This window comes from Pseudomonas sp. CFII64 (assembly GCF_000416235.1).
Taxonomy (GTDB): domain Bacteria; phylum Pseudomonadota; class Gammaproteobacteria; order Pseudomonadales; family Pseudomonadaceae; genus Aquipseudomonas.
On the sequence record NZ_ATLO01000033.1, the window covers coordinates 18,661 to 31,865 of the forward strand.

6 protein-coding genes are annotated in these 13,205 nt (G+C 60.4%); 3 read left to right on the forward strand and 3 right to left on the reverse strand.

What is annotated here, in order from left to right; genetic code table 11:
* Positions 1–15: 15 nt before the first annotated feature.
* From CFII64_RS15200 to CFII64_RS15210, 3 genes are all read left to right on the forward strand, one after another.
* Positions 16–1,077 (forward strand): isopenicillin N synthase family oxygenase, encoded by a 1,062-nt coding sequence (locus tag CFII64_RS15200; RefSeq protein WP_020291683.1) that lies wholly within the window; start codon positions 16–18, stop codon positions 1,075–1,077.
* Positions 1,078–1,161: 84 nt separating this feature from the next.
* On the forward strand, positions 1,162–1,965 hold the full coding sequence (locus CFII64_RS15205) for an ABC transporter substrate-binding protein (protein ID WP_020291684.1): 804 nt from the start codon (positions 1,162–1,164) through the stop codon (positions 1,963–1,965).
* Positions 1,966–2,128: 163 nt separating this feature from the next.
* Positions 2,129–3,640 (forward strand): amino acid ABC transporter permease/ATP-binding protein, encoded by a 1,512-nt coding sequence (locus tag CFII64_RS15210; protein WP_020291685.1) that lies wholly within the window; start codon positions 2,129–2,131, stop codon positions 3,638–3,640.
* Between the two features lie 129 nt (positions 3,641–3,769).
* On the opposite strand, the gene recD is transcribed toward CFII64_RS15210, so the two are convergent.
* Genes recD through recC form a run of 3 tightly spaced genes read right to left on the reverse strand, consistent with a single transcriptional unit; the run spans position 3,770 to position 13,055 of the window.
* Positions 3,770–5,869, reverse strand: coding sequence for an exodeoxyribonuclease V subunit alpha (gene recD, locus CFII64_RS15215; protein ID WP_020291686.1), 2,100 nt, complete (start codon positions 5,867–5,869; stop codon positions 3,770–3,772).
* A complete protein-coding gene (gene recB / locus CFII64_RS15220) occupies positions 5,866–9,573 on the reverse strand; it encodes an exodeoxyribonuclease V subunit beta (RefSeq protein ID WP_020291687.1) in 3,708 nt (1,235 codons plus the stop codon). Before recB ends, recD begins: the two co-directional genes overlap by 4 nt.
* Positions 9,570–13,055, reverse strand: coding sequence for an exodeoxyribonuclease V subunit gamma (gene recC / locus CFII64_RS15225; protein WP_020291688.1), 3,486 nt, complete (start codon positions 13,053–13,055; stop codon positions 9,570–9,572). Before recC ends, recB begins: the two co-directional genes overlap by 4 nt.
* Positions 13,056–13,205 lie beyond the last annotated feature (150 nt).

Consider the following 13,205-nt stretch of genomic DNA (forward strand, 5'->3'; position numbering starts at 1 on the left):
AGGAGCGTTGTCGTCATGCCTGAACACAATAAAAACGCCACTCAAACCGCCAATTTCAACAGCATCCCGCTGGTGGATATCGCCGGGCTGTTCAGCGCCGACCTTGCCCAGCGTCAGGCCGTGGCCGATGAACTCGGCGCGGCGGCTCGGGAAGTGGGTTTTCTCTACATCAAGAATCATGGCATCGGCAAACAGCTGATCGACGATTTGCGGCAGGCCGCCAAGGATCTGTTCGCCCAGTCGCTCGACTACAAGATGCAGCATTACATCGGCACGTCCCGCAGCCATAAAGGCTTCGTGCCGGAAGGCGAAGAGGTTTACGCCAAGGGTAAGCCGGATCACAAGGAAGCCTTCGATATCGGTTTTGAAGTGGGCGATGAAGATCCGCTGGTGATTGCCAAGACGCCGCTGATCGGCGCCAATGAGTGGCCGGACCTGCCGGGCTTCAAGCCGGCGGTTCAGGCTTACTACGCCGCAGTATTTGCCTTGGGTCGGCGCCTGTTCGATGGCTTCGCGTTGGCGCTGGGTCTTGAGGAGGGTTACTTCGAGGCATTGGTCACGCGCCCGCCTTCGAAACTGCGCCTGATCCACTACCCGTTCGACGGCGCCGCACAGGACGCGCCCGGTATTGGTGCGCACACCGATTACGAGTGCTTCACCATCTTGCTCGCCGACAAACCGGGCCTGGAAGTGATGAACGATCAAGGCCAATGGATCGACGCGCCGCCCGTTGAAGACGCGTTCGTGGTCAACATTGGCGACATGCTCGAAGTGATGACCGCTGGTACGTTCGTTGCAACGGCCCACCGGGTCAGGACCGTCAGCGAAGAGCGCTACTCGTTCCCGCTGTTCTACGCCTGCGACTTCCATACCCAGATCAAACCGTTGCCGCAATTCATTCAGGATGGCAAGGACTACGAAGAGATCACCATCGGTGAACACATGTTCGGCCAGGCCCTGCAGACCTACTCGTACCTGCGTAAAAAAGTGGAGAACGGCGAACTCAAGCTGTATGAAAAAGCCCGCAAACCTTCGAGTTTCGGCCACTTGAAGAACCAGACAGCGGAACCGTCCTGATGGTTTTCAAGACGCGCATTGCCTGACTGAAGTACCTGAATCAACCCAACCGTGCCTTACCTTCTGACCTCGGAGTCACCGACGATGCGCAATAAAAACAACCTTGCTGTCCGCTTGACCGTGCTTGCCGCCGCCGTCCTCGGCGCAGGCCTGGCACACGCCGCGACCACCGTGACGCCGGGCGTATTCAAAGTCGGTATGGAAATCACCTATCCGCCGTTCGAGTCCTACGACGAGAAGAAGAACGTGGTCGGCTCCGATCCGGAACTGTCACGCCTGCTCGCCAAACACATGGACCTGAAAGCAGACTTCGTTGACACCAAGTTCTCCAGCCTGATCCTGAGCCTGAATGCCGGTCACTACGACGCAATCATTTCGGGCATGTACATCACGCCGGAACGTCAGGTCCAGGCGCAAACCATCGCTTACGCCAAAACCGGCGCGGCGATCATGGTGCTCAAGGACAGCCCGCTCAAACCCAAAGTCCCGGAAGATCTTTGCGGCCTGAAAGTCGGCCTGGAAAAAGGCACCACCTGGGTCGCGCAATTCAACAAGCTGTCCACTGATTACTGCGTGCCGAACAAGAAAGGCGCGATCTCGGTCAGCGAATTCCCGTCCGCGCCGGAAGTCACCCAGGCGTTGTTGTCGGGCAACGTTCAGGCTCAAGTGGAAATCGACGGCGCAGCCGGCATGATCGCCGAACGCACCAAAGGCCGCGTGGTGGTCAGCACCGAACATTCGATCTATCAGCAAACCCTGGGCATCTACGTCAAGAAGGGTAACGACGCGCTGTATCAGGCGCTGCTCAAGGCCTTCGACGAAACCAAGAAGTCCGGCGAATACGCGGCCCTGCTGAAAAAGTACAACCTGGAAGAGCCAGGTAACTGATTCACAGCATTAGAGGCCACCTCGTATTGTGCGGTGTCTGGCCCGACGTCCTCCCGGCTAAAGCCAGTCCTACGGATATGCATGCTCCGTAGGACCGGCTTCAGCCGGGAGCGCGTCAGACACGGTAGCTACGGGCTGTTGAGCGGCTGAACTTGAGGTGTACATGCAATTCGAATGGTCCTACTTTTTTTCTCTGTTTTCGATCTCGGACTTCTGGGAGTCGTGCATCACCGTCATCCAGCTCAGCGCCCTGGGCTGGTTCATCGGCATGCTGCTCGGCTTTCTGCTGGCGTCGGCCAAGCTGTCGACTTCGCGGCTGTTGAGCATTCCGGCATCGATTTATATCTGGTTCTTCCGCAGCGTCCCGCTGTTGGTGTTGGTTGTATTCGTCTACAACCTGCCGCAGATGTTTCCGTTTACCCGTGAAGTGCTGTCCAACCCGTTCTACTCCGGCCTGCTCGCCCTGGTGGTGACGGAAGCGGCATACATGGCGGAAATCCATCGTGGCGGCCTGATCTCCGTGGCCAAAGGCCAGAAGGAAGCCGGGCGTGCGCTGGGCGTGGGCTTCATCGGCTTGCAGCGGTTGATCGTGATCCCGCAGGCGTTTCGGATTTCCCTGCCGACGCTGATCAACGAATACATCACCGTGGTCAAACTGACGTCGCTGGTCTCGGTGATTTCCCTGACCGAGCTGCTGACGGTCGGCCAGCGCCTGTACGCGCAGAACTTCCTGGTCATGGAAACCCTGTCGGCGGTGGCGGTGTATTACGTGCTGATCGTGACGGTGTTCGGCTGGCTGTTCAGCTGGCTAGAGCGCCATCTGGAGCTGAACAACCGCAAGCCGCAAACTCTCGACGACTCGAGCCTGACGCAGCTGCGCACGCGCGTCGCCTCGCCGTCCCTGCAAGCTTCGGTTGCCACCGCCAAAGGCGCCACGCCCGCCTTGCAGCTGCGCGGCATTCATAAAAGCTACGGCCATCACGAAGTGCTCAAGGGTATCGATCTGGAAGTGAATTGCGGTCAGGTGATTTCCATCATCGGCCCGTCCGGCTCGGGCAAGACTTCATTGATTCGTACCGTCAATGGCCTGGAAAGCATCGATAAGGGCGAGATCATTCTGTTCGGCGAAAGCTTCATTCAGGCCGGAGACAAACCCAATAATCCACAGATCCGCCGGGGCGTGCAGCGCATCGGCATGGTGTTCCAGAACTTCAACCTGTTCCCGCACCGCACCATTCTCGACAACGTCACCCTGGCGCCGCGTTATCACGGCCGCGACAAGACCGTGAGCGAACAGCGCGCCTACGCCCTGCTGGATAAAGTCGGCCTGCTGGCCCATGCGCACAAGTATCCGCATCAGTTATCCGGCGGCCAGCAACAGCGCGTCGCCATCGCCCGCGCCCTGGCGATGGACCCGAAGATCATGCTGTTCGACGAACCGACCTCGGCGCTGGACCCGGAACTGGTGGGTGACGTGTTGAAGGTGATCAGCGACCTGGCCAAGGAAGGCATGACCATGCTGATCGTGACCCATGAAATGGACTTCGCCATGTCCATTTCGGATCGGGTGATCTTCATGGAAAACGGCGTCATCCAGGCCGACGCCGCGCCGCAAGCGATTCGCGATGGTCAGGCTGGAGAACGGGTTGTGCAGTTTATGGGGCTGGATAAGTGAGCTGACATCCGTAGGAGGGGACTCGTCCCCGATTTGGCAAGCCCGGCCACCGAGATCGAGCTGACCCACCCCGATGGCCTGGGCCAACACTTCCCGGACAAGTCCGGTCCTACCGATTGGCGCAAAAACTCAAACCCCCAACATCAACCCGCTCAAGCGCTTCACCTTGCGCCGCAACGCTTCTTCAAACACACCCTGACGCGGCTCGATCAGGCTGAACCAGTGTTTGGCGCGGGTGATGCCGGTGTAGACCAGCTCCTTGGTCAGCACCGGGTTCAACGCTTCCGGCAGGATCAGCGCGGTGTGGGCGAACTCCGAGCCCTGGGATTTGTGGACCGTCATGGCGTACACGGTTTCCACATCGTTGAGCCGGCTCGGCAAGACGAAGCGCACCCCGCCGCTGCCGTCGTTACGCGGGAAAGCCACGCGCAATACCTGTTCGCTGGCTTCGACGCCGTCGCGCTCCGGCAAGCGCAAGGCGATGCCGATATCGCCATTCATCAGGCCCAGGCCGTAATCATTGCGGGTCATCAGTACCGGACGGCCTTCATACCAATGCTGGTCGCCTTCGATGAGCCCGGCGCTGAACAGCGCGCTGGTGATCCGCCGATTCAGACCCTCGACACCCCACGGCCCTTTACGCACCGCGCACAGCAACTGGAACGCGTCGAACGCTTCCAGCACCGCCCGCGCCCAGCGGCTCCAGCATTCATCTTCAAGCGCAGCATCCAGTGGCGGCCGCTGCCCGGTCATCACGCCCAGATAATGCCGATAGCCTTGCGGACCTTCGTCGCCTTGGCCGTGCCCGTCGAGCAATAGCCGCTCCAGGGAATGATCCTGCTCACCCTTGAGTGCAAGGGCGAACAAATCCCCGTGGCTGCGGGCCGCCAACAAGGCACGCGCCGCTTCGACCTGTTGCTGATTGACCAGCCGCGACAGCTGACCAATGCCGCTGCCCTGCCCGAAGCGTCGCGAATGACGCAACATCACCACTTGCTGGGCCAATGGGTGCTGCAGCGCATCGCCTTGCTGCAAGCCGCTTGCGTTCAGGTTTTCACCACTGATTGCTTCCAGCCACGCCTGGGTTTGCGGACTGTAGAAACCCGCCTCGGCATCGCGACACAAATCCCCCAACACCGCGCCGGCTTCCACCGAGGCCAGCTGGTCCTTGTCGCCGAGTAAAACCATGCGCGCATGGGGCGGCAAGGCGTCGAGCAGATTTGCCATCATTTCCAGATCGATCATCGAGGCTTCATCCACCACCAACACATCCAGCGGCAATGGATTGCCCGAATGGTGGCGGAAGTGCCGCGTGCCTGGGCGACTGCCCAGCAGCCGGTGTACGGTGGTCACTTCACTGGGGATTTTCTGCCGCACGTCTTCGCTGACATCCAGAGATTGCACTTGCTGGCTGATGGATTCGGTCAAGCGCGCCGCCGCCTTGCCGGTTGGCGCGGCGAGACGGATACGCAGCGGCTCGCCACGTTGCACGGCTGGCGCTTGCAGCAACGCCAACAGCCGCACCACGGTGGTGGTTTTGCCGGTGCCGGGGCCGCCAGTAATGATGCTGAACGCGCCACGCGTCGCCAAGGCACAGGCCAGCTTCTGCCAGTCGATCAACGCATCCGGCGCGGGATTGGCCGGTCCGAACAAGCCGTCGAGACGTTGCGCCAGATCCGCAGGCGCCGCTTCCTGTTGTGCCAGTCGTTGGCGCAACGCCGTGTCGATACGTCGCTCGTAAGTCCAGTAACGGCGCAGGTACAGACGCCGATCGGACAACACCAACGGCCTGCGCGCGGCACTTTCACCCTGATCATCGCCGCGTGCGACCAGCGTACTGCCGAGCAATGCCTGACACCAGGCTTCGCCGTCCAGCGCGACCAACAGCTGCGACGGCAGCAACATCGGCCCGCCTTGCGCGTCACCTTCGGGAGGCAGCGACAGCGCGAAGTCCGGTTCTTTCAGGGTTTCAAACAGGTCCAGGCAAACATGCCCGTGGCCCAACTGATGGCTGGTCAACGCAGCCGCCAGCAGCACTCGCGAATCGGCCGCGGGATCAAGTTCACTGAGAAACGCCACGAAGGCTTTGTCCAGCGCCCGCAACCAGCCGCGTTCGACCCAGCGTTCCAGCAACAGCAGCAGGTCGCTGACCCGAGTCAACGGCGCAAGGTCGGCCAGACTTTGCGCGTCCAGTGGCGTTGGCAGTAATTCGGCGAAGGAACGGCTCATGCGAAATCTCCAGTCAGGGCGAATTCCGGTGTCAGTGATTTGCCCTGGAACAACAGATCCAGACTTTCAATCAGCTCCCGTGGCGGTCGGGTGAAGTACGCGCCCTGACTGGCGGAATGGCTGCCGCGCAGGAACAGATACAGCGCGCCGCCCATGTGCCGGTCGTAGTCGTAATCCGCCAGGCGTGCCTTGAGTTGGCGATGCAAGGCGAGCAGATACAGGACGTATTGCAGGTCGTAACGGTTGTCCAGAATCGAGGCGACCATCGCGTCCTGGGTATACGCCTCGTCATTGACGCCGAGCCAATTGGACTTGTAATCGGCAACGTAAAAACGCCCTTCGTGTTCGAAGGTCAAGTCGATGAAGCCCTTGAACATACCGTTCAGCGAGACCGTTTCCGCTGCCGCCCGGGGCGCATTGCCGTGGGTGTAGCGGCGCACCAGACTGTCCATTTGCGCGACATCGACTTTGTGACAGGCGAACCAGAACTCCATCTCGATGCGGTACTGATTGGGCTGATCCATCGCGCCCAGGGAAATCGCCTGACTGTCGCCCGCCAGGGGCAGCGGCATGTTCAGCAAGTGTTGCAGCCAGCCCGTAAGCGTGCCGATCCAGCCTTCCCAGCCGCGTCGATTGCAGCGCCGAGCGATGGCATCTTCCAGCAGTGCCGGATTGTTCGCCGCAGCGGCAAACCCTTCGTTACCCGCCCATTCCAGCAAACCGTGCAGGAAGGTGCCGGGGTTTGGCCCGCGTGGAAAGCGATGGATATCGCCACCGCTGACCAAAACTTCCCGAGGTGCCTCGGGATCAAGGCGTTCGTCATCAAAGAGTTTCTGCGCTTGCGGGCTGTCAGGTGATTCGTCACCGCTTGTAGTAATGGTGTCGCCAATCCGCAAGGCGCTGTAGGACGCGATCCACCAGTTTTCGGCAGCACGGCGCTTGGGCATGCGCGGCTTGAGCAACGTCGCCTGGTTGCGCGGCGGGCTGAACGTTTCAGCGGTGGGCGTGGGCAGGTTCTCAATGCTCAGCCCGGCGCAACCTTCGCCCAGATCCCGCAGCCATATGCTCAGGCCTGCGGACTCGGCGAGCGGGACGCCACCGCCCAACAGATAACCCAAAGCCGAACGGTGCAGGGTCGAGCTGTTGGCGTTGCCGCGTTTCAGATCCGCGACGCCGAGCCAGCACGCCGATTCGGCGCGCGTCAGGGCCACGTAAAGCAAGCGCAGATCTTCGGCCAGACGCTCGTTATCGGACTGCTCGATCAACGCCGCCGTCGGTTTCAGACTGATTTGCGCCTTGCCCTGTTCATCGTGGAAGTGCAACGGCAAACGGCTGCCATCCACAGGTTTTGACGAACAAATGAAGGGCAGAAAGACCAGCGGATACTGCAAGCCCTTGGACTTGTGAATGGTCACGACCTTGACCAGTTGCTCATCGCTTTCCAGGCGCAGGATCTGTTCTTCACCCGCCTGACCGGACAGCGCCAGATGTTCGCCCAGATGACGAATCAGCGCTTGCTCGCCGTCCAGTTCGGCAGCGGCCTGTTGCAGCAATTCGGACAAGTGCAGCAGGTTGGTCAACACCCGTTCACCGTCATGCCGCGCAATCAATGTCTGCGGCAAATGAAAGTCATGCAGCAAGCGGCGCAACATCGGCAGTACGCCCTGAGTGCGCCAGATCAAGTGATAACCGCGAAACTGCATGACCCGAGCTTCCCAGGCCAGCTCGTCCTGATTCAGGCGTTCCAGCTCGGCCAATGGCAGGTTCAAGGTGATGCAGGCCAGCGCGGCGCGCAAAGTGCGCTCCGAATCCGGCTCGGCGCAGGCCTTGAGCCAACTCAGCAGATCATGGGCTTCCTGAGCGGCGAACACCGAATCCTTGTCGGACAGGTAAACGCTGCGCACGCCACGGGCCGACAGCTCGGCGCGCACCGCCTGCGCTTCCTTGCCGTCGCGGACCAGAATCGCGATGTCGGCAGGCTTCAAGCCACGCAGCTCGACGCCCGGCGCGGCGAAACCGGCGCGTCCTTGCTGGCCACCATTGAGCAGCGCGACGATTTCACTGGCGCAGCTGGCTGCCAGTTGCTGCCGGTAAGTCACGCCGGACAGCGGCTGGTCGCTGGGCAGTTGCCAGACATTCAGCGCGGGCAAAGCTGCGCCATCGACTTGCAGCGTTTCCTTGCGCCCTTGGGAACGCGCGGCCTGGAACGGCACAGGATTGGTGTCGCCATGACGGAACAGAAATGCGCCGCGCCCTTCCGGTCGCTGTTCGGCACGTAAAAACACATGATTGACCGCCTCGACCATCGCGTGGCTGGAGCGATAGTTGGTGTCCAGCGTGTGCCAGCGCCCGGTCGTCGCCTGGCGCGCGCGCAGATAGGTGTAAATGTCGGCGCCCCGAAAAGCGTAGATCGCCTGCTTCGGATCGCCGATCAGGAACAGCCCGGTTTCCCGGTCGTTTTCTTCAAGGCGGTAGATGCTTTCGAAAATCCGGTACTGCACCGGATCGGTGTCCTGGAATTCGTCGATCAGCGCCACCGGAAACTGCTCGCGAATCAACGTCGCCAAGCGTTCGCCACCCGAACTCTGCAAGGCTGCATCAAGGCGCAGCAGCATGTCGTCGAAGCCCATTTCCGCGCGACGACGCTTTTCCTCTTCAAAGCGCACGCCGACCCAATGGGCGGCATGTTCCAGCACCGCAGCATCGGGTGTGGGCAGCGTGTCGAGGGCGACTTTCAGCTCGACCATCGCCTCGAATGCCGGGTGCGCAGGCGGATTGCTCTTCCAGGCCTCGGCAATGCCGTCCGGGGTCAGACGGGTGAAACCGGTGCCCAGATCCAGATCTTCCTGCTCTTCATCAGCTGCCCACGCGTTGAGCTTTTCAAACCAGGGCTTGAAGTAGCGCTCCTGCATCTTGCGACCGTCGACCACTTTGCAGGCCACGCCGTCCATGCAGATCACATGCAGTTCGTTGGCCCATTCGATCCATGGCGCTTTCAGTGCTTGGAGTGCATCACGGCGTTTCCGCAACGACGCTGCGATCAGCTCGGCGGGTTCCTGATCCGGGACTTTGCGTTCGCTGCCAAACAGCGAGCGCACCCGAGGCAACAGCGCCGCCGGACCGCCCCAATGCGCCCGAACCCATTTCAGCGCGTCGCTGCTCATGGGGTAACAAAAGCGCCGCCAGTAATCGCGCAGCACTTCGCCCAGTAAGTCGCTGTGGTCGGTTTCCAGGGTTTGGGTAAACAGGCTGCCGCTGTCGAAGGCGTGCTCGCGCAGCATGCGCTGACACCAGCTGTGAATAGTCGAAACCGCGGCTTCGTCCATCCATTGCGCCGCGATATCCAGGCGACTCGCGCAGGCTTGCCATTGCCCGGCACTGAATTGATCGCGCAACTCGGCGATCAACTCATCGGGCGCGGCGATTTCGTCACGGAAGAAACGTGCGGCTTCGGCCAGGCGGATGCGAATCCGGTCGCGCAACTCTTTGGTGGCGGCGTCGGTGAAAGTCACCACCAGAATCTGCGGGGGCAATAACTCACGACCAAAAGCCGAGTCTTCGCCGCCATGCCCCAGCACCAGACGCACATACAGCGCCGATATCGTGAAGGTCTTGCCTGTGCCGGCGCTGGCTTCGATCAGCTGGCTGCCGCGCAGGGGAAAGCGTAACGCCAGGGATGCGGTTTGCTCTGGATTGACAGTCATGCGCTGGCCTCCTCGCTGGACAGAGATTGCCATGGGGCATCGAATATCGGCTTGTACAGCGAGTGGCACCAACCGCTGAATGCTTCGCTGTCGAGCAGCGCATTGAAATCCGGGAACTGCCGAGCCAGCGCAGTGCTTTCGCGGCGCTCACCGTCAGTGGTCTGTCCGTCACCTTCATAGGCTTTACGGGCCATGGCTTCGGCTTTGACGTCGTCATTCTGAGCAAGCCAGGCAAACGCGGTTTTCACGGCGACCGGCAGCGGCCGCTGCATGCCGCTTTGCCAGGCTGTGAGCAAATCATTCAGTGCCTTGATGGCGAGGGTTTTTTCCAGCGGCGCCAGAAGCAGGGTTTCGTCACTGGCGACCAGCGCCGTACTCAACGGCAAGTCACAGGCGCAAGCGACCAGATGCAGCACCCACGGGCGAATCAAGCGATGCCATTTGCGGCTTTTCTTGCCGCCGATGGCGTTGGGAATCGCCGTGACGAGCAAGTACTCGCCTTTTGCGTTGCGATGCAGGCCGCCCAACCAACCTTCCAGCGCCGTACCTTGATGGCTGTAGCTCACGGGCAAGGCGCTGCTCAATGGCTCCGGCCACTTGCGCAGCAAATCTTCATAGCGCTGCAACAAATCGGGCAATGGTTCGATCAATTCTTCCTGCAAACTGGTGCCGAAACCCGCCATGGGCAGCAAGCCGCTGCCTTGCAGCTTCAACGCCTGGGCTTGCAGCGCTCGATCGATATCGCCCGGTTGCGTCAGCGCTGCATTGAGCAGGCTGTCGCTCAGGCCATAACGCTCAAGCGCATCGAGCACGAAAGGTTCTTCATCAGCGAGGGGTGCTTCGGCGACTTCGAAATAGATTTTCAGGCGCTGGCTGAAGAAGTGCTTCACCGGATTTCTCAGGAAATCCTGGATCTGCGCCAGAGTGAGCGGGTCGTCCTGCTCGTGCGTCGTCAGCGCCGGGAGCTGCGCCGCTTCGGCGCGAGGCTCATGCAGCACTTGCCATTCCCGGGCAAAGCTGAAGAACTCGGTCCCCTCATGGAAATACTGCGCGCTGAATGGCTGTAGCGGATGTTCCAGAGTCAGCTTGTGCAGCAGTTGTTGGCCGGGATCGCGCTTTTTGCTGTCCATCGGTTCGACGGCGTTCGCCAACTTCCAGCCGCTGGCCAGATGGTCGCGCAGCTGACCGATCAGCACCGACGACGGCCGCTCGCTGTTGTCGCGAATACTGCGTCCTACCCAGCTGATGTAAAGCTGATCGCGTGCTGAAAGCAGCGCTTCAAGCAGCAGATAACGATCATCTTCGCGCCGTGAACGATCACCGGGGCGGTAATCGCTGCCCATCAAATCGAAGTCCAACGGCGGTTGCGCGCGCGGGTAATCGCCGTCGTTCATGCCCAGCAGGCAGACCAGCTTGAAGGGAATCGCACGCATGGGCATCAAGGTGCAGAAGTTAACCGAGCCGGCGAGAAAGCGCTGGGACAAACGGCCCTGATCAAGGCCTGCCAGCCAGGCTTCACGGACAACCGTAAATGGCAGCTGATCCTGTAAACCCACGGATTCACAGGTCTCCAGCCAGGTTTCCCGCAGTTGCTCCAATTGAGCCAGCAGGTAATCGTCATGTTCGCTGTCGGCCAGGAAGAACAGCTGCAGCAGTGCTTGCAGGCGCGCGCCCCACTCTTGCGGCGTTGCCGGCGAGGACAGTTCACTGTGGGCAACTTGCAACGCATCAATCAAGGCTACCAGCGGGCCGATCAACGCCGCATCCAGGCCGCCAATTTCATCGTAAGGCTCGATACCGTCACACGCAGCACCGGCACCTACGGCATAGCCCAGCAACATACGACGCAGGCCGAAATGCCAACTGTTCTGCTCCAGCGCATTCGGCAAGCCCAGACCCGCGCGCTGCTCAGCATTGAGCCCCCAACGAATGCCCGCACCTTCGATCCAGCGATGCAAAGTCGGCAGGTCACGTTCGTTGATCTTGAAGCGCGCGCGCAGTGCCGGAACGTCCAACAGGTCGAGAATCTCGCTGACCGGAAAACGGCTGTCGGGGATTTTCAGCAAGTGCTCGACGGCAATCAACAGCGGCTCGCGGCCACGCTGGCCTTGGTCGGCAAGGGTGAATGGGATAAAGCGCGGGTCGTTACGTTCCAGTTGGCCAAAGACGGCGCGGATGTGCGGCGCATAGCTGTCGATGTCCGGGACCATGACGATGATGTCGCGAGGGCGGAGCTTTGAGTCCTTGCTGAACCGCGCCAGTAACTGGTCATGAAGAATCTCGACTTCCCGCTGGGCGCTGTGGGCGACATGGAAACGTATCGAGCGGTCTGTAAGTGGATCAACTGCTGGCCACAATTCGCGGGTCTCATCGAGGGGACGCAGCTCGAGGATGTCGTCCTGTAGCTGATTGAGGATATTTTTTGGATCGCCGTCGGTGAACAGGTCGATGCGTTCATCTTTGAATGAAGAACGGTAGCTGCCAGGATCGTCGTGGCTATCGAGCAGATTGATGTAGTCACGACCTTGCTTGCCCCAGGCAGCCAAAAGCGGATGCGCATGTTGATGCAAGGCTTGCGGATCGAGCACCACCGGCATCCCCGGCTTGCGCGCCTGACGCTTGTATTGGTGCCGTAACAGATCCTTATCGGCGACGATGTCTGCCCAATGGTGACGACATGGATTATGCACGCACAGCAGAACCTGACTGAATCGAGCCAGGCCAGCCAAGGCTTCGAGCGCCTGCGCAGGCAATGACGAAATGCCGAAAACGATCACCCGGGCCGGTAATCCAGCAGGGGCTTCGTTCATTCCCCGAATCCGCTCAATAAAGCGCTGGTGAACACCGGCGCGACTTTGCGCCATTCCTTCGGCACCGACATCACCCAGAAGTGCTCGCCACAGTTCGGCTTGCCAGCAGTTGGCTTGGGTCAGGGGTTTGGCTTCCCCCCTTACGTTGCGTAACTGGTGTCGACCCGCAGCCCAATCTTCGAGCCAATCAGCGCGATACACCTGGTATTGGTCAAAGAGGTCCGCCAATCGCTCGGACAGTTGGTAGCGCTTGCGTAAATCGGTATCGGCAGTGAGGAAGCGTCGCAACGGCTCAAAGTGTGGCTGGTCGATCAATGCCGGCAGCAGCCGCATCAACCGCCATGTGAGCGGGGCTTTATCCAATAGGGAGGTGGCGGGAATCTCATCCTTGCCGAGCACCAGGCGGTACAACTGCCACATGAAACTGCCCGGAAGCTGAACGTCCACGGCGGCCGCAATACCGCAGCCGCCCAGATCGTCATCATCGGTGTCTTCAGCCAAAGCCAGCTTGAGCCACTGCGCGATACCGTTGCTCTGCACCAAGGCTATTTCGTTTTCCAAAGGTGCAAGCGGATAGCGCCGCATCCAGGACACAACCAGGCTGCGCAGGTCATCCAGGCGGTTGCCGTGAACCACCATGAAGCCGGCGCTGAGAGAGGTTGTAACGGACATGGTTGCTTCCCTTTGCCTTTAAGTTCATGGCCCGAAGTGTAACCTCCGAAGATGATTCTTTGGTGGTCGATCACATGTCGGGCTTTTCAAGGCAAAGAACTTTACCGGTGGGGTTTCGAACTTTCCGAGCAGACAAACAAAACCCCTGAA